The sequence below is a fragment of the Ensifer sp. LC163 genome (assembly GCF_001695855.1).
Lineage (GTDB): Bacteria > Pseudomonadota > Alphaproteobacteria > Rhizobiales > Rhizobiaceae > Ensifer.
In genome coordinates this window covers 90792-108938 of record NZ_MBSS01000012.1, presented here as the reverse complement: position 1 = coordinate 108938, position 18147 = coordinate 90792, and the positions used below count along the sequence as shown (strand labels likewise).

Annotated in this window: 15 protein-coding genes, 1 pseudogene and 1 riboswitch; of the genes and pseudogenes, 12 read left to right on the top strand and 4 right to left on the bottom strand. The window is 60.4% G+C overall.

Annotated elements, in window-relative coordinates:
- The first annotated feature begins 161 nt into the window (after positions 1-161).
- Together BC360_RS10390 and ppk2 are read left to right on the top strand one after the other, a co-directional pair.
- The gene (locus BC360_RS10390; protein WP_065795149.1) at positions 162-1910 is read left to right on the top strand and encodes a SulP family inorganic anion transporter; all 1749 of its coding nucleotides are present in this window, start codon (positions 162-164) and stop codon (positions 1908-1910) included.
- Between the two features lie 2 nt (positions 1911-1912).
- Positions 1913-2746 (top strand): polyphosphate kinase 2, encoded by an 834-nt coding sequence (ppk2, locus tag BC360_RS10385; RefSeq protein ID WP_065795148.1) that lies wholly within the window; start codon positions 1913-1915, stop codon positions 2744-2746.
- Positions 2747-2800: 54 nt separating this feature from the next.
- Here the strand turns inward: ppk2 and BC360_RS10380 are convergent, their stop codons facing one another.
- Positions 2801-3922, bottom strand: a complete 1122-nt coding sequence (locus BC360_RS10380) for an AI-2E family transporter (RefSeq protein ID WP_065787157.1) — start codon at positions 3920-3922, stop codon at positions 2801-2803.
- 96 nt (positions 3923-4018) lie between these two features.
- Positions 4019-4489 (bottom strand): hypothetical protein, encoded by a 471-nt coding sequence (locus tag BC360_RS10375; RefSeq protein ID WP_065787156.1) that lies wholly within the window; start codon positions 4487-4489, stop codon positions 4019-4021.
- A 353-nt stretch (positions 4490-4842) separates the two neighbouring features.
- Here BC360_RS10375 and BC360_RS10370 point away from each other — a divergent pair, with 353 nt between their 5' ends.
- Positions 4843-5187, top strand: coding sequence for a cupin domain-containing protein (locus tag BC360_RS10370; protein ID WP_065787155.1), 345 nt, complete (start codon positions 4843-4845; stop codon positions 5185-5187).
- Positions 5188-5195: 8 nt separating this feature from the next.
- Here BC360_RS10370 and BC360_RS10365 read toward each other — a convergent pair whose 3' ends face one another.
- Positions 5196-5684, bottom strand: coding sequence for a MarR family winged helix-turn-helix transcriptional regulator (locus BC360_RS10365; RefSeq protein ID WP_065787154.1), 489 nt, complete (start codon positions 5682-5684; stop codon positions 5196-5198).
- 126 nt (positions 5685-5810) lie between these two features.
- Here BC360_RS10365 and BC360_RS10360 point away from each other — a divergent pair, with 126 nt between their 5' ends.
- A complete protein-coding gene (locus tag BC360_RS10360) occupies positions 5811-6629 on the top strand; it encodes an SDR family NAD(P)-dependent oxidoreductase (RefSeq protein ID WP_065795147.1) in 819 nt (272 codons plus the stop codon).
- 95 nt (positions 6630-6724) lie between these two features.
- Here BC360_RS10360 and BC360_RS10355 read toward each other — a convergent pair whose 3' ends face one another.
- Positions 6725-7972, bottom strand: a complete 1248-nt coding sequence (locus BC360_RS10355) for a cytochrome P450 (RefSeq protein ID WP_065795146.1) — start codon at positions 7970-7972, stop codon at positions 6725-6727.
- Positions 7973-8156: 184 nt separating this feature from the next.
- Between BC360_RS10355 and BC360_RS31440 the strand changes: the two are divergent.
- The 8 genes and pseudogenes from BC360_RS31440 to BC360_RS10315 form a co-directional block, all read left to right on the top strand.
- Positions 8157-8246: pseudogene (locus BC360_RS31440) on the top strand (VOC family protein); the annotation flags it as partial.
- Between the two features lie 249 nt (positions 8247-8495).
- Positions 8496-9353, top strand: coding sequence for an endonuclease/exonuclease/phosphatase family protein (locus BC360_RS10345; protein ID WP_065787151.1), 858 nt, complete (start codon positions 8496-8498; stop codon positions 9351-9353).
- Between the two features lie 22 nt (positions 9354-9375).
- Positions 9376-10935 carry a phospholipase D family protein gene (locus tag BC360_RS10340; RefSeq protein WP_065795144.1) on the top strand — a complete coding sequence of 520 codons (1560 nt, stop codon included), beginning with the start codon at positions 9376-9378 and terminating at the stop codon, positions 10933-10935.
- Between the two features lie 292 nt (positions 10936-11227).
- Positions 11228-11860 (top strand): ATP-dependent Clp endopeptidase proteolytic subunit ClpP, encoded by a 633-nt coding sequence (gene clpP, locus BC360_RS10335; RefSeq protein ID WP_065787149.1) that lies wholly within the window; start codon positions 11228-11230, stop codon positions 11858-11860.
- Positions 11861-12154: 294 nt separating this feature from the next.
- On the top strand, positions 12155-13432 hold the full coding sequence (gene clpX, locus BC360_RS10330; protein WP_053247031.1) for an ATP-dependent Clp protease ATP-binding subunit ClpX: 1278 nt from the start codon (positions 12155-12157) through the stop codon (positions 13430-13432).
- A gap of 376 nt (positions 13433-13808) precedes the next feature.
- Positions 13809-16229 carry an endopeptidase La gene (gene lon, locus BC360_RS10325; RefSeq protein WP_065787147.1) on the top strand — a complete coding sequence of 807 codons (2421 nt, stop codon included), beginning with the start codon at positions 13809-13811 and terminating at the stop codon, positions 16227-16229.
- Positions 16230-16451: 222 nt separating this feature from the next.
- Positions 16452-16727, top strand: a complete 276-nt coding sequence (gene hupB, locus BC360_RS10320) for a DNA-binding protein HupB (RefSeq protein WP_034803616.1) — start codon at positions 16452-16454, stop codon at positions 16725-16727.
- A 121-nt stretch (positions 16728-16848) separates the two neighbouring features.
- Positions 16849-17106: riboswitch (FMN riboswitch) on the top strand.
- Positions 17107-17184: 78 nt separating this feature from the next.
- Positions 17185-18093: a DMT family transporter gene (locus BC360_RS10315; protein ID WP_413813737.1), complete on the top strand. Its 909-nt coding sequence runs from the start codon at positions 17185-17187 to the stop codon at positions 18091-18093.
- Positions 18094-18147: the final 54 nt, after the last annotated feature.

The window sequence follows — 18147 nt, the reverse complement described above, 5'->3', positions numbered from 1 at the left end:
GAAACTCCTCGGTCTTGGCGAAGGTTCGACACGACGCTTCCCAAAGTGTTGCCGACTTCATCGACCGGAGAGACCTCCTTGGCCAGGAACGTGCACGGGCGCGTGGAGGGGAGTGCGCAAAAGACCGAACAGAAGTCGTTTGACCGGTTAGGGAGTGCGCAATGAGTGATCGCTTTCACCTGCCGGTCTTCTCCGGTTTTGGTGGTTTTCGCGCCGCGTGGCTTCCTAACGATATCTCGGCAGGGTTGGCGATAGCGGCGGTCGGGCTGCCAAGTGCCATTGCGTATCCGGCGATTGCCGGTCTTCCTCCCGAGGTTGGGCTTTATGCCAGTATTGCGGCCCCGGCCGCTTATGCTGTCTTTGGTCCGTCGCATCGAATGATCGTCGGACCGGATGCTGCCAGCATGACGGTGCTCGCGGCGGCGATTGCGTCGATCATTGCGGCAATGCCGGCGGCTGCCTCGCACGACCGTGTCGCCATCGCGGCCGTGTTGGCCTTGGCCGTTGGCGGATTTTGTATTGCCGCGCGTCTCTTGCATCTCGGCGTGCTGGCGACATTTCTTTCCCGACCCATTCTGGTCGGCTTCTTCGCCGGGATTTCCCTTTCTATACTTGTGGGTCAGATCGGCCGCTTTACCGGCCTCTCCATCGAGGCTGACGGGCTTTTCGCGCCGCTCTTCGAGCTTCTGCAAAAGAGCGGCGACATCCATTGGCCGTCACTGATACTCGCAGGCTCGATGTTCGTGCTTTTGCAGATTGCGACGGCGCTACGACTTCCTGTCCCCGGTCCTGTCATCGCAATTGTCATTTCGGTGGCATTGTCGGCTGTGCTCGACCTCAAGGGGATGGGGGTTGCGGTGGTCGGCGATATACCCTCTTCCATCCCCAGCCTTTCACTACCTCCGATTTGGGCCTTTCCCTTGGACAAGGTGCTGCTCGGTGCCGGGGCGATTTTCCTTGTCAGTTTCGGATCAGGCATCGTGGCGGCGCGCAGCTTTGCAACACGAACCGGCGAACACGTGGACGCAGACCAGGAACTTGTGGGCATCGGTGCTGCCAACGTAGCGGCGGGAGCGTTCGGCGCATTCCCGGTCAGCATGTCCGACTCCAGGACCGCCATCAATTTGTCGGCGGGCGGCAAGTCACAACTGGCCGGCCTGGTGTCGGCCGCCGCACTCGTGATCACCCTGCTTTATCTGGGCGGCGCTCTGAACATATTGCCAACGCCAACCCTCGGCGCAATTCTGGCGGCAGCGGCCATCAGTCTCATCGATGTCGGAGAACTTCGACAAATCTGGCGCGTAAGTCGTGTGGAATTCGCATTCGCACTTGTCACCATGTGGGGTGCAATCAGCCTCGGCGTTCTGAACGGGGTTGTCATCGCGATCGCCGCGACCCTCATCTACCTCCTGCTGAAGATGATGTTTCCGCGCGATGCGCTGCTTGGCCGGCTTGCCGGGCGCGATGGATTCTACAAGCTTCATCGCACGCCCGACGCGCGCCCCGTGCCGGGCTTCGCGGTCTGCCTTATCCAAGGCAGCCTTCTCTTTTTCAATGCCGACTACGTGCAATCACGCATCCGGACAATTTTTGAGGAACTGCCTGCGGACACCCGTTGGCTTGTCCTCGACGCCAGCGCAATCGTTCAGATCGATAGCACTGCCGCCGTGATGCTGGCCGGGGTTCGCGATGATCTCGCTAAACGCGGCACGACGCTGGCGCTCGCAGAACTCCACGCCGAAGTCAAGGAATTGCTGGAACGAGCCGGCGTGTTGCAACAGATCGGCGAGGCATTTGTGTTCGCTGATCTCGACGACGCTTTTCGCGCTTTCCAGGCATTTGATCCGAAGAATTTCCCACAGGAGGCGACCGCCGCGGCAGGCGTGCGGGGCCAGCATCAGGAGGAATGAAAATGGATAAGAAGGCCGATAAGGCGATGAACCAAAATGGTGAAAGCAAGAAACAGAATACGGCGCGCTATGAAAAGGAAATGCAGCGGCTGCAGGTCGAGCTCGCGCATCTGCAAGCCTGGGTAAAAAAGTCGGGCGCGCGGGTGGTGATCATCTTCGAGGGACGCGATGCGGCCGGCAAGGGTGGCGTCATCAGGCGTCTCACCGAGCGCGTCAGTCCCCGCGTCTTTCGCGTCGTCGCATTGCCGGCGCCGACCGATCGCGAGAAGACCCAGATATACATCCAGCGCTATATCACACTGCTGCCGGCTGCGGGTGAAGTCCTCATCCTGGATCGCAGCTGGTACAACAGGCCGGGCGTCGAGCGCGTCATGGGGTTTTGCACCGACAAGCAGGCGCGCCGGTTCCTCGAGCTCGCCTCGCGTTTCGAGGCCGCGATTGTCGAAAGTGGCGTGACCTTACTCAAGTATTTTCTGACCGTTAGCGAGGACGAGCAGGAGCGTCGTTTTCGCCGCCGGATTGAAGACCCGTTGCGTCAATGGAAACTGAGCCCGATGGATGTTGAATCCTATCAGCGGTGGTGGGACTACACGCGGGCATACGATGACATGATCCGAATGACGGATAGCCAGCACGCGCCCTGGTGGATGGTTCCGTCGGACAACAAGAAGAGCGCGCGGATCAACTGCATCACCCATATTCTGAAGTCGATTCCCTACGAGAAGGTCAAATTCCAGAAACCGGATCTGGGGAAACGGCAGAAAAGACCTGACGGATGGGTCGACGACACGACGCCACGCAATTACGTGCCCGACGTATTTGACACGCGCCAGTGAGCCCTTGGGGGGTGGGACTTCCCGTCCGCGCCACCTCTGAAGGAGCGCGCGGGATCAGGCCGTGGGCCCTTGTTGCTGCGTCTCGCTTCCGGCTCGCAACCAGACGAGTAGCAGATCGTAGAAGACACTCAGTACGATCGGGCCCAGGAACAGGCCTATGAGGCCATATGACAGTGTGCCGCCAAGCACGCCGATGAGGATAACGAGCATCGGTGTCGAGAGACCACGGGCGACCAGAATTGGCTTCATGATGTTGTCGATCAATCCGATGGGGACGAGCAAAAGCGTAAACGCGAGCGCGGTGCCCACGTCAAGCGTAGACCAACCCCAAATCGCCAGCGGCAGCAATACGGGCGCCGGACCGATTTGAACGATACAGAGGATGAGGACTGCAAAGGCGATCAGGCCGGGCAACGGCACGGCGAATATGTGAAGCACAATCGCGCAGAGAAATGTTTGAATTAGAGCAACGCCGATGACGCCTCTCGCCACGTTTCGGATTGTCGAGGTTGTCATCTTGATGAAGCCGAGACCCCTTTGGCCGGCGATCCGGTCTGCAAACGTCATGATAACATTGGCGATGCGGGGCCCAGGCCTAAACAGAAAACCGGCTACGATCACCGACGCCACGAAGCCCAGCAGCCCGACACCTATGCTGGCAATGATGCCGACCGCAGAACTGCCGACATGCAGAAGGGACGGCTCGAGTTGTTTGATCAGGGCGTCGAGGTTGCTGGAGGCAAGCACCCAGTTTGCGTAGAGACGTTCGCCAACCAGCGGCCAGTGGCGCACGCTTTCGGCAGGAAGCGGGACGGCGATGCCGCCGTCTTTGAACTTCGTGAAAAGCGCCTGTGCCGCTTCCGCCGAGCCGAAGATAATGGCGGCCAACGGGCCGATGATTATGCCGAGATTGAACAGGGTAATAGTGAGCGCTGCAAGCCGGCCGCGACCGCCCAACATGAGACGGAGCCGCGCATAGGCGGGATAGAGTGCGACAGTTAGAATGGCGGCCCAGATTGCTATAATGGCAAACGGCGCTACGAGCGTGAGCGACCAATAGGCAAACAACCCAACGATGCCCAGCCTGACAAAATCGGTGATCCGTGTCTCGATCGCTGGGAGTGTACCTTTCGCAGTATCGATGCCCTCGTCATTGCGAGTTCGGTTCTCGTCCATGCTCGCGCTCCCAGCGGCTTTTCATGCACGAACAGAAATCGACCGCAGCGCTGATGGTCGGACTGCGCGCTGCAGCTGCCATCACTGTGCGTTGCGCTAGGCGATCGGCTGCTCCCAGTTCAGGATGAAGCCGATATCACCCGGTACGCCGCCGGGAAAACTGATAACCATCGCTTTCAGTCGGTAGCCCTGTGGCTGCGCCACCAGTTTGAAGCGGTCGTAAAGCTCCTTGGCCTTGCCTTGCAGCGTCTCGGGCCAATCCGGTTGGCTGTTGTTGATCGCGCGCCCGCTATCTGTGCAGAAATCCGATGGGAAACTGTATACAAGCGCCTCCATCTTCCCGTCGGAAACCGCTCTCATCACGACCTTGCGGATAATTGCCCGCTCTTCGTCGCTGACGTGCGACTTGAAGAATTCATCGGCGAACTTGGCGCGCTCCTCCCGCTGCCGCGACCTGATCGCGTCTTCACGATCCATCGAGGCCAATTGCTTTTCTAACAGGGCTTTTCGCAAATCTGCAGCACTTGGAACCGGGGTGTTGGGGCCTGGCTGTTTTATTTCGCTCATGTCTCCACTCCCTTGCGAAAACGACCGCCCGAGGATAGTACCGGTATCGGCGCAGCCAGAGTAAAATACCGTAGTTTACTGAGAGATGGAGAAGATCGCCTTTCGGAAGCCGCCAGAAGCGACGCTCCATCAATTCAAGCCGAACCGGAATGTGATGACGGACGAAGAGGTTTATCAAGCTATCACATTGTCTGCCGTGTCGCGACCGTGTTCATCTGGGAAAGCGATCCTCGATCAGAAGGTCCAGGCCGCCGAAAACGGGTCGGTGCCAACTTGGCCTGCCAAAGTAATACACGTAGTTAGGACATCCAAATGATGGGTACTTAATCCCGTCTCCTTCGGAGCTGTGACCTATGGTGAAGATGCAGAAATTCGACCTGTCGGCGTTCGAGCCCGAACTCGGCGAACCCGCGGTCGATCGGCTGATCGCGGGCACGCCCCGGTTCCGCACCTGGAACGTCGAGGAGGCCGATGGCGGGCTTTATGCCGGCGTCTGGGAATCCACGCCGGGCAAATGGCGGATCGTCTATGACGAATGGGAGTACTTCCATATTCTGTCCGGCTACTCGGTCGTCACTGAAGACGGCGGCGCAGCGGTGCATCTGCGCGCCGGCGACAGCATGGTCATCAGGCCCGGCTTCAAGGGAACGTGGGAGGTCATCGAGACAACCCGCAAGGATTACGTCATCCGTCTCTGATCGACCCGTTATCCGGTTGCGCCCGGCTCGCTGCCGTCCGGCGCCCGTGTGAACGCTTCGGCGAACGCGGCTTCCGAGATCCCGTTCAGCGCCCGCCGCAGCGCTTCGGCTTCCTGTTTGCCGAGGGCATTTTCGAAGCGCGCCTGCGCCTTGCGCCAAAGATCCGTCGTCTCCTGCTGTTTCTTGACGCCGAACGGCGTCAGCTGAACGCGCTTCACCCGCCGGTCAGACGCGTCGGGCACGAGCTCGACGTAACCGTCGCGGATCAGCGGTTTCAGCGTGTGGCCCAGTGCCGATAGATCCATAACCAGCAGATCCGCGAGTGTACGCAGCGACGCATTTTTGCTGTGGGCGATCTGACTCAGCAATGAGTACTGCGTTCCGCGCAATCCGCTCGGCGCGAGCACATCCTCATAGAGCTGTCCCAATTGGCGCGAGGCGCGTTTCAGCGCGCTGTTGGTGCAGAAGTCCCAGATGCCCTTCGGTGTGTCGTCCATCGTTTCCTCCGTCGGGCTGCGGCACCCGTTTTCGACTTTGGTAGCGCCACTCTTGCGCAGCGTCCAGTTTGCTGTATATTTAGTGGCATATACCACTAAATTGAAATCGGAACAAGGAAACCGACAATGAGTGCAGTGGAGAAAAAGGGTAAGGCGCTGGTGACGGGCGCTTCTTCGGGCATCGGCGCGACCTATGCGGACCGGTTGGCGCAACGCGGCCATGACCTGGTTCTGGTGGCGCGCGACGAAAAGCGTCTTTCCGACCTCGCTGCCAAGCTGTCGGCGCAATATGACGTCGCCGTCGATGTGCTGAAGGCGGACTTGACGCTGCGGGATGACGTTAGGAGCGTTGAGAAGCGCCTGCGTGAAGACGCGGCGATTGAACTCCTCGTCAACAATGCCGGGATCGGCCCGAAGGGGCCGCTGCTCGCCGATGACCTGGATTACCTCGAAGCCATGATCGATCTTAACGTCGTCGCGGTGAACCGGCTGGCGATCGCCGCCGCCCAGACATTCGCAGCCCGCGGTAAGGGATCGATCATCAACATCGCCTCTGTCGTGGCGCTGGTGCCCGAGCGGTTCCACGGCACATACAACGCCACCAAGGCGTTCGTGCTCAACCTGACCCAGTCGATCAACACGGAAGCGGCGGGCAAGGGCGTCAAGGTCCAGGCGGTGCTGCCCGGGCTGACCCGCACCGAAATCTTCGATCGGGCCGGCGGCTCGATCGACCGGCTCGATCCGTCGATGGTGATGGACGCCACCGATCTCGTCGATGCGGCACTTGCCGGTTTCGACCGGGGAGAACTGGTCACCATCCCATCACTGCCCGACGCTGCCGACTGGGAAGCCTTCACCACGGCGCGCCTCGTGCTGGCGCCCAATCTTTCGCATGACAGACCGGCGGCTCGCTACGGTATCGAACGGGCGGCGGCCGCCGTCTGAGGCTCAGGCGCGCGCTCCTCCACAACTGGGATCAAGCGGCTTCGGCGGTGGCGTCGAAGCCGTTTTGCTTTGCGCAAACCGGGCAGAGCGCGCCGTCACCAAACGAGGTCCAGCCGCTCCAGTCCATGGAAATGGAAACTGTCCTTGACCTCCGGCTGTTGTTTCAGCCGCATGCCGGGCAGGCGCTGAAACAGGATCGGCAGCGACAGCTTGAGTTCGAGCCGGGCGAGCGGCGCCCCGATGCAGAAGTGCAGGCCAGCACCGAACGAGACGTTGGCGCCTTCGTCGCGCGCGGGCTTGAAGCGGTAAGGGTCGCTGAACTTTCGGGGATCGACATTGGCAGCGCCAAGGAGCAAGCCGATCTTGTCGCCCTTGCGAAGCGTGATCCCTTCCTCGAGCTCTATATCCGACAGCGCGTACCGCTGAAAGATATGCAGCGGTGCCGCAAATCTCAGACATTCCTCGATCGCAAGTTCGGTCGTCGCCTCGGTTGCGAACAGATCTCCAGGCGCGTGGCCCGACTGCAGGATCGTTCGCACCGCATTGCCGATCTGATGCACGGTCGCCTCGTGGCCGGCGTTGAGAAGCAGGGCGGCCGTGGAGGCAAGCTCTGCCTCTGACAATCGCTCTCCGTCCTTCTCCGACGTGATCATGTGCGTCAGCAGATCGTCAGCCGGCCTAAGGCGCTTCTCGGCGATGATCGTCTTCAGGTAGTCGGCGAAGTCGACGGATGCCTGGTTGGCGTCGAGTTCGGTCTCGTGGCTTGGATTGAAGACGTACATTCGCACCATGCGATGCGACCAGTCGAGAAGGTCCGGCGCGGCTTCGACGGGAATGCCGAGCATGCGGGCGATGATGGTGACTGGGATCGTTTCGGCATAGGTTTTCAGCAATTCGACTTCACCATTGCGCTCGAAACCGTCGATCACTGTGTGCGACAGACGTTCGATGTCCGGCCGCAACTGTTCGATCTGCCTTGAGACGAAGGCGCGGTTGACGAGGGTGCGAAGCCTGGTGTGGGCCGGCGGTTCGAGCTCCAGCAGCGAATGCTCCTCGAGTGCGTCGAAATCCTTCAGATGCGGCTTCGGTGCCGGCATGCCGAGTTCTTCGCGGGTCGCCACGTGCAGGATCTGCCGGCCAAAACGCCGGTCGCGCAGCAACGCATTCACCTGATCATAGCCCGCAAAATACCATTGCTCGCGCTCGCTCCAGTAAAATGCCGGGCAGTGAGCGTGAATCTCTGCGTAGGCCGACGATGGCGAACGATAGAAATCCGGGTTGTGCACGTCGATCGAAACGCGCCGCTCGGCACTGTCGATGGTGATGGCGGGCTTGGGCGGCATGGTGCTGGCTCTTCGCAAAGCGGTTAAGACAGCTATTTCTAAGGGCGTCGGGCTTCCGCCCGCAAGGGCGCAAGTCGTGCAGGGCTGGCCGATCAACAGCCCGGCCATGCGGTTGTCGCAACAGGCGTTCGGGTTGCGTGTCAGCGCGTTGACAACATGGCTCTCCGCCAGTCAATGTCCTGATCCCTTGCGCACCGAGCCGTGGGGTGCACGGAACTTCATCGTCCTTGATCCCGACGGCAATCTGATCCTGTTTGCCGGCCCGGCGGATTGACGATTGCGCGTGCGATGGCGGGCTGCTGCCCGCCATCGCGTGCTAGCCTGAAACAGTTGGAAATTCGCGGCGGTTGGCTCGTCTTGGAGCGGCGCTGGCCACACGATGCCCGAGCGCAAAAGTGCCCGTGTCGAGCCTCAAGAAATGCCGCTCCCGTCATTTCAAGCGGAACAACTTTCTGTCCGAAACCTTTTTCAGTGGCGTCCGGCGACCTATTTGCGCATGATGCGGCAGCAAGCAGGGAGCGGCATGGCAAAAAACCAGAGCAGTCTATCGGCGGGCATCGTGGCGGCAATCCGCAAGCGCCGACCCACAGTCGTCAGCCGGGAGGCGGCGGTCAGCCGCGGCGATATCGTCATCGCTTCCTACAACATCCACAAATGCGTCGGCACCGATGGCCGCTTCGATCCAGGCCGTACAGCCCAGGTGATCGGCGAGCTCGGCGCCGATATCGTCGCCCTTCAGGAGGCCGACCAGCGGTTCGGCGAGCGGGCAGGGCTCCTTGACCTGGAACACCTGCGGCGTGAAGCGCATCTCGTATCCGTCCCGATCTCGGGCTTCTCCACCAAGGGCCATGGCTGGCACGGCAATGTTCTCCTTCTGCGCGAGGGGGCCGTTTCTGATGTCCAGCAACTGAGGCTGCCGGGCGTCGAGCCGCGCGGCGCGCTTGTTGTCGATCTGGACCTCAAGATGGGGCCGTTGCGGGTAATCGCGGCCCATCTGGGGCTGCTGCGCCATTCCCGCGCCCAGCAGGCCGAGGCGATCATCGAGGCGGCATCCGACGCGGGCGGAAGGCCGACTTTGCTAATCGGCGATCTCAACGAATGGCGCATGGGCAAACGATCGTCCCTGTCCTTCCTCAGCCCGATCTTCGATCCGTCGCATGCGACCGTCGCGAGCTTTCCCTCCCGCTTTCCGCTGTTGCCGCTCGACCGCGTTCTCGGCAATCCGCACAGCCTGGTCACGTCGGTGGCCGTGCACGATTCCCCTTTGGCCCGCGTCGCTTCCGATCATTTGCCGGTCAAGGCATCGATCGATCTGAAGGTTGGCAAGCGGGAAGGCCATAACAAGGAACGGATTGAAGTGAGCCGGGCCGGATCGGCCTGAGACACTTTCTGGCGGGCAGGTGATGTTGTCCTTTGTCTTTGTTGCCGTTGTCGCCATCGGCGGTGCGTTCGGCGCAGCGATCTTCTATGTCTATGGTCGCTTCGGTCGGCGTCCCCACGGAGACCCGTCAGCCGCACTCCCTGTCGCCGACGCCGATACCGAACTCGATCGGGCCGTAGGTCCTCTGCTGCGCACCCGCTCCGGAAAGAATGGCATATCGCTGATCTCTGACAACATCGAAGCTTTCGTCGTCAGGGCGCATGCGGCCCGCAGGGCCGGCCGCAGCCTCGACCTGCAGTACTATTACTGGAAAGATGACCTGACCGGTCTCTTGCTCACGCGCGAAATCCTGTCGGCAGCGGACCGCGGCGTCCACGTGCGCCTGCTGCTCGACGATATCAATGCCGGCATCCACGACCGGATGTGTATCGCGCTCGATGCCCATGCGAACATTGAGGTCAGGCTCTTCAATCCAAGTCGTGCCCGCACCGATCGTATCCGCCGCGGTTTCGAGATGGCTATCCGCGCCTTCAGCGCCACGCGCCGCATGCACAATAAACTGTGGGTTTCCGATGCGCGCCTGGCCATCGCCGGTGGCCGCAATATCGGCGATGCCTATTTCGACGCCGCGGAGCTTTCGAACTTTCGTGACCTCGATGTCTGGATGATCGGGCCGGTAGTCGATCAGGCGACGGCAATGTTCGATCGTTATTGGAACAGCACGTCCGTGCTGCCGATCGCCAAGCTGCGCACCCCCCGCAAGCAATATCTGCCGGCGCTGAGGGAGACGCTCGACGCCCATGCGCGCACGCCTGCCGCCCGTTTCTATCTGGAGCGAGTGGCTGACGCGATGGCCGAAGAAACCTTCTATAGCGGCTCGAGAAAACTGTACTGGATCAACGACGTTCGCCTTGAGTCCGACCCGCCCGAGAAGGCGTTGATGCAGAAGCGGCAGAACTGGCTGCTGCGCGAACTCTTCCCGCTGATCCAGGCGGCAAAGAACGATCTGCGCATCATTTCGCCTTACTTCATTCCCGGCATGGCCGGGACGCGCGAACTGACAGCTCTGGTGAAGAAGGGCGCCAGGGTCGCGGTGCTGACCAATTCACTGGCTGCGACCGACGTCGCGGCCGTTCACGGTGGCTATGTGAAGTATCGTCGAAACCTCGTGCGCGCCGGTGTCGAGCTTTTCGAACTGAAAGAGCAGGGCGATACCGGCGAAAGCCATCGCATGTCGCTGTTTGGCCGGCGCAATGCGAGCCTGCACAGCAAGGCCTTTGTCGTCGATGGCCTGAACGGCTTCGTCGGGTCGATGAACTTCGACCCACGATCGGCATCGTTGAACACCGAAATGGGCGTCGTGTTTGCGGATGCAGCACTTGCCGGCGAACTCGCCGCGATGTTCGAGGAGGAGACGGCCCCGTCCGTCAGCTACCGGCTGAGCCTTGAGGGTGCGCGGCTCGTCTGGCGCGACCGAACCAACGGGACCGAGCGGCTGCTGCGGCGCGAGCCCGACGCCAGCTTGCTGAGGCGCGTCATCGCCAGGATCATCCGTATTCTGCCGATCGAATCGCAGCTCTGACGTCAGTGGCGGCGCGCGCCCCCGTTTACCGTCCGTTTACCCAGCGGTGGCGAATGTTGTGCGGAAAGCGCAAAAGCCGGGGCATTGGCAAAGGCGGCGGCGAAAAAACGTTCTATCAGCAATCAAGGGTGGAGGACCGCTGTTCTTCGGCCGGAAGGGTGCCGCCGATTAAGGTTATCGGACGTTGGCGACTTGAAGTGAAGGGTGTTGACACTCTATGTAGGGGCAGAAGGCTAATCCTGTGATTCCCGGTTCGCAAAGGTTTTGCGGGCCCGATTGATGAAGGTTCGATATGAGAAATCCAGTTGATACCGCCATGGCGCTGGTGCCGATGGTTGTGGAGCAGACCAACCGCGGCGAACGTTCCTACGACATCTTTTCGCGCCTTCTGAAAGAGCGCATCATCTTCCTGACCGGCCCGGTTGAAGATCAGATGGCAACGCTCGTCTGCGCCCAGCTTCTTTTCCTTGAAGCGGAGAATCCGAAGAAGGAAATCGCGCTCTACATCAATTCGCCGGGCGGTGTCGTTTCCGCCGGCATGGCGATCTACGACACCATGCAGTTCATCAAGCCGGCGGTTTCGACGCTGTGCATCGGCCAGGCCGCTTCGATGGGCTCGCTCCTGTTGGCTGCAGGTCACAAGGACATGCGTTTCGCTACTCCGAATTCGCGCATCATGGTGCACCAGCCGTCCGGCGGCTTCCAGGGCCAGGCCTCTGATATCGAGCGTCACGCCAAGGACATCCTCAAGATGAAGCGTCGCCTGAACGAGGTTTACGTCAAGCATTGCGGCCGGACCTACGAAGAGGTTGAACAGACGCTCGATCGCGACCATTTCATGAGTTCCGACGAAGCGCTCGACTGGGGTCTGATCGACAAGGTCATCACGTCGCGCGAAGCGACCGAGGCTGCAGAGCAGGCGTGATAGCGCGCTTTTGTGTCACGATAGATGCAATTGTGACACAATTGTAATGGTGATAAGGGCTTTATCGAGGGGGTAAAGCCGCTAAGATGAACCCTTAATGCTATGTTGAGCTGTGAAGGCATAGGGTTCAGAGTTAGGTGGGAGAGTCGTTGCGGCCGAATCTTGGGCAAAATGCCCTGATACGGTGGGTACTCCCGGAAGCCCTCTTAATGCGGCGCAGGTCTTTGCGCGGGGCGAATTGAGTGGACCGTGATATCTGTCCGAAGGTGTCCGGCGTGCTGGAAGGAAATGGAAATGAGCAAGGTCAGCGGTAGCAACGGCGGTGACTCGAAGAATACGCTTTATTGTTCGTTTTGCGGCAAGAGCCAGCACGAAGTCCGCAAACTGATTGCCGGACCGACGGTTTTCATCTGCGATGAATGCGTCGAGCTCTGCATGGACATCATTCGCGAAGAGAACAAGACCTCGATGGTCAAGTCCCGCGATGGTGTTCCGACCCCCCAGGAAATCATCAAGGTCCTCGACGAATACGTCATCGGTCAGCAGCAGGCGAAGCGCATTCTTTCGGTCGCGGTGCACAACCACTACAAGCGCCTGGCCCACGCGGCCAAGGGCAGCGATGTGGAGCTGGCGAAGTCGAACATCATGCTCGTCGGCCCGACCGGTTGCGGCAAGACCTATCTCGCACAGACACTTGCGCGCATCATCGACGTGCCCTTCACGATGGCCGATGCGACGACCCTGACGGAAGCCGGCTATGTCGGTGAAGACGTCGAAAACATCATCCTGAAGCTGCTCCAGGCTGCCGACTACAATGTCGAGCGCGCCCAGCGCGGCATCGTCTACATCGACGAAGTCGACAAGATCTCGCGCAAGTCCGACAACCCGTCGATCACCCGTGACGTTTCGGGTGAGGGCGTGCAGCAGGCGCTCCTGAAGATCATGGAAGGCACCGTCGCTTCGGTGCCGCCTCAGGGTGGCCGTAAGCATCCGCAGCAGGAATTCCTGCAGGTGGATACCACCAACATCCTGTTCATCTGCGGCGGCGCCTTCGCCGGCCTCGACAAGATCATCTCCGCCCGCGGCGAGAAGACGTCGATCGGTTTCGGTGCAACGGTTCGCTCCCCGGAAGATCGCCGCGTCGGCGAGGTTCTGCGCGAACTTGAGCCGGAAGATCTGGTCAAGTTCGGCCTCATCCCGGAATTCATCGGCCGTCTGCCGGTTCTGGCGACGCTCGAAGACCTCGATGAAGATGCGCTGATCCAGATCCTGTCCGAGCCGAAGAACGCTCTGATCAAGCAGTACCAGCGCCTGTTCGAGATGGAAGACGTCGAGCTGACCTTCCACGAGGACGCGCTGCGCGAGATCGCCCGTCGTGCCATCGTGCGCAAGACCGGCGCCCGTGGTCTCCGCTCGATCATGGAAAAGATCCTGCTCGACACGATGTTTGAGCTGCCGACGCTCGAAGGCGTTCGCGAAGTCGTGATCTCCGACGAGGTCGTGAAGGGTGCCGCACGGCCGCTCTACATCTATTCCGAGCGCTCGGAAGAGAAGACCAACGTTTCGGCCTGATCGAGGCACGCAGATCGGATCTGAAAAGCCCGCCTCGTGCGGGCTTTTTCATGACCTTACACTTAGTTGTTGAGATGGCTTCCGCAGCAGGCGATTTAACAATTCGGTTGTTGCTAAAGTGTCTTAACAACGCAATGATGTGACGATTCAGTAAAGGGCCTCGGCCGTTGCCTATCCTTGAAGCCTCGTTTTCCGTCGCAAGGTACGCAACAGCAATAAAGCGTAGTCAGAAGGACCCGGCCATTGATCGTGGATGTCGCGTCGAGCCTTGAAAAGGACTCTCTAGCACTCCACTTTCATGTGGAAAATATGACAACCGGGAGTGCCGCTGTGGCTCCCGGGAACGGGCCCGAAATCGGGACGGAAAGGAAATGACATGACGAGCAAAACGTCTCCGGCGACTGAAAGCGCGACCTATCCGGTCTTGCCGCTCCGCGACATTGTAGTCTTCCCGCACATGATCGTGCCGCTCTTCGTCGGCCGTGAAAAGTCCATCCGTGCGCTGGAAGAAGTCATGGGGACCGACAAGCAGATCATGCTTGCCACCCAGATCAACGCGACGGACGACGATCCGGAACCCTCCGCGATCTACCATGTGGGTACGATCGCCAACGTTCTGCAGCTGCTGAAGTTGCCCGACGGCACCGTCAAGGTGTTGGTCGAAGGGCGCACGCGCGCCAAGATTGACAGCTACACGCCGCGCGAGGAATTCTACGAAGCGACAGCACAGGCGCTCGACGAGCCGGAAGAAGATCCGGTCGAGATCGAGGCGCTCAGCCGCTCGGTCGTCTCCGAGTTCGAAAGCTACGTGAAGCTCAACAAGAAGATTTCTCCGGAAGTGGTCGGCGTCGCGAGCCAGATCGAGGATTATTCGAAGCTCGCCGACACCGTCGCGTCGCATCTGTCGATCAAGATCGTCGAAAAGCAGGAAATGCTGGAAACCACCAGCGTGAAGATGCGTCTCGAAAAGGCGCTCGGCTTCATGGAAGGCGAGATCTCCGTCCTGCAGGTGGAAAAGCGTATCCGCTCGCGCGTCAAGCGCCAGATGGAGAAAACCCAGCGCGAGTACTACCTCAACGAACAGATGAAGGCGATCCAGAAGGAACTCGGCGACGGCGAAGACGGCCGCGACGAGATGGCCGAAATCGAAGAGCGTATCGCCAAGACCAAGCTTTCCAAGGAAGCGCGCGAAAAGGCTGACGCGGAGCTGAAGAAGCTGCGCCAGATGAGCCCGATGTCGGCGGAAGCAACCGTCGTGCGCAACTATCTGGATTGGCTGCTTGGCATGCCGTGGGGCAAGAAGTCCAAGATCAAGACCGACCTGAACCATGCCGAGGAAGTGCTCAACGTCGATCATTTCGGCCTCGACAAGGTCAAGGAACGAATCGTTGAGTATCTCGCCGTCCAGGCGCGTTCGACGAAGATCAAGGGCCCGATCCTGTGCCTCGTCGGCCCTCCGGGCGTCGGCAAGACGTCGCTTGCCAAGTCGATCGCCAAGGCGACCGGCCGCGAATACGTGCGCATGGCGCTGGGCGGCGTTCGCGACGAAGCGGAAATCCGCGGTCACCGCCGCACCTACATCGGTTCGATGCCCGGCAAGGTCGTCCAGTCGATGAAGAAGGCGAAGAAGTCCAACCCGCTCTTCCTGTTCGACGAGATCGACAAGATGGGCCAGGACTTCCGTGGCGACCCGTCCTCGGCTCTGCTGGAGGTGCTGGATCCGGAACAGAACTCGACCTTCATGGATCACTACCTGGAAGTCGAATACGATCTGTCCAACGTCATGTTCATCACCACGGCAAACACGCTGAACATTCCGGCGCCGCTGATGGACCGCATGGAAGTGATCCGCATCGCCGGCTACACGGAAGAGGAAAAGCTGGAAATCGCCAAGCGGCACCTACTGCCGAAGGCGATCCGCGATCACGCGCTGCAGCCGAAAGAGTTTTCGGTCACCGACGGTGCGCTGATGGCGGTCATCCAGACCTACACCCGTGAAGCGGGCGTTCGTAACTTCGAGCGCGAACTGATGAAGCTGGCCCGCAAGGCGGTAACCGAGATCATCAAGGGCAAGGCCAAGGCAGTGGCAGTCACCGCGGAAAACATCCCGGATTACCTGGGTGTACCGCGCTACCGTCACGGCGAAGCCGAACGCGACGATCAGGTCGGCGTGGTCACAGGGCTTGCCTGGACTGAGGTCGGCGGCGAGCTGCTGACGATCGAAGGCGTCATGATGCCCGGCAAGGGCCGGATGACCGTTACCGGCAACCTGCGCGACGTGATGAAGGAATCGATTTCGGCGGCGGCGTCTTACGTGCGCTCGCGGGCGATCGACTTCGGCATCGAACCGCCGCTGTTCGACAAGCGCGACATCCACGTGCACCTGCCGGAGGGTGCGACGCCCAAGGATGGCCCGTCGGCCGGTGTTGCCATGGCGACGGCGATCGTGTCGGTGATGACCGGCATCCCGATCTCCAAGGACGTGGCGATGACGGGTGAGATCACCCTTCGCGGCCGCGTGCTGCCGATCGGCGGCCTGAAGGAAAAACTGCTGGCGGCGGTTCGCGGCGGCATCAAGAAGGTGCTGATCCCTGAGGAGAACGCCAAGGATCTCGCTGAAATTCCGGACAACGTGAAGAACGTGCTCGAGATCATCCCCGTTTCGCGGATGGGTGAAGTGCTTGAGCACGCTCTGGTCCGCGTCCCGGAGCCGATCGAATGGGACCCTGCAAATGAGCCGGCACCAGTCGCCGCCGTTGATTCGCAGGATGAAGCGGGCGCTTCCATCGCCCACTGATCGACAGGCACGGGTGGGTGCAATTGTGCTCCCCGGCAGCCCATTTGGTGGAAAAACAAGGAAGACCGGCCTTTGGCCGGTCTTTTTTGTTGTAAAAGCATGCCGCAAGCCTTGCATTCCAAGGGATTAGGCGCAATTGGGAATGGCAAGACGCGGGCGATGCGCAAGCCGCCGCGGCTTAAAAACACAGTTGTTTCGAACCATTTTGAAAGGGGTGGAAACATGAACAAAAATGAGCTCGTGTCTGCCGTTGCTGAGAAGGCCGGACTTTCCAAGACCGACGCATCTTCCGCAGTTGATGCAGTTTTCGAGACCATCCAGGCTGAACTGAAGAACGGCGGCGACATTCGCCTCGTCGGTTTCGGCAACTTCTCCGTTTCGCGTCGCGAAGCCTCCAAGGGCCGCAACCCGTCCACGGGCGCTGAAGTTGACATCCCGGCACGCAACGTTCCGAAGTTCACGGCCGGCAAAGGCCTGAAGGATGCCGTTAACGGCTGATGAGTTTGCTTGACGGCCGGATACGAGGCCGGCAGTCCAAGTCTTGAAGGGTTCGGCTCACGCCGGACCCTTTTGCTTTTCGGGTGGCCTTGCGGCAGGGCGGTCTTTGGTCTAGGGCTCAGCCTGTTCTCAGGGCGGGGTGAAAGTCCCCACCGGCGGTAAGGGCTAACAGCGCCACGCGTCAAATATGACGCCCAAAGGACGCTGTGACGCTTGAAAGTTGCTGCATAATTTTCTCCTTAAATCGGATCCGATTTAAGGAGAAAATTATGCAGTAAGCCCAAGCCCGCGAGCGCTTCCGGCGGTTTTGCGCCGGAAGGTAGCAGATCCGGTGCAACTCCGGAGCCGACGGTCATAGTCCGGATGAAAGAGAATGATCGTGGGTGCGAAGGGCAGCGCTGTCCGTTGTCGCGCCCTGCGCTCATGCGTCCTGATTTGTGTTGGTCCCTGTTTGCGGATGAAGGACATGAGCGAGACTACCCAAGCACTTTTCACCTCCCGCGCCATGGCCGGTGCCGCCTGGATGATACTGGCCGGCGTCGCCTTCGCTCTGCTGAATGTCGTCACGCAATGGATGACGATGCAGCTCGGCTTTTCCGCCACTTCGACCGCCTTCTGGCAATATGCATTCGCGCTCGTCTTCTCCCTGCCGTTCCTGTTTCGGGTCGGCTTGTCGGCGATGCGCACCGATTATCCCTGGCGTCACGTCGTTCGCGTTGCCCTTGCGGCGCTGGGTGTGGGGGCCTGGGTTTCGGGGCTGGCTTCGGTTCCGATCTGGCAGGCCATCGCGCTGGTGATGACGTCGCCGTTCTTCATCATTCTCGGTGCGCGCCTCTTCCTCGGCGAACGCGTCGGTGCTGCGCGCTGGGCTGCGGCGGCAGTCGGCTTTGCTGGCGCCACGATCATCCTGCAGCCCTGGTCGGAAAGCTTCACCTGGGCAGCCTTGCTGCCCATCCTCTCGGCACTGCTCTGGGGGGCGTCGTCGTTGATCACCAAGAGCCTGACGGGCATCGAGCGTCCGGAGACGATAACGGTCTGGTTGCTTGTGCTTCTGACGCCGATCAACGGCGTGCTGGCGCTGTCGACAGGATTTGCCGTGCCGAGCGGCACCATCCTTGCGCTATTGGTGCTGGCGGGGCTGCTGACGGTGGTGGCGCAATATCTATTGACGCTGGCCTATACCGTCGCCGACGCCGCCTATGTGCAGCCTTTCGACGATCTCAAGCTGCCGCTCAACGTGTTGGCCGGCTGGATCGTTTTCGGTTATGCGCCGAGCGGGTATCTCTGGCTAGGGGCTGTACTGATCCTCGGCGCCTCGCTTTTTATCATGCGCAACGAGATGAAACGCGAGCGCGCGACCGCGTAGCGCAACGCTGCACAACAAAGGCGCGGGGTTGTCATGCGCCTGTCATCGCCATCC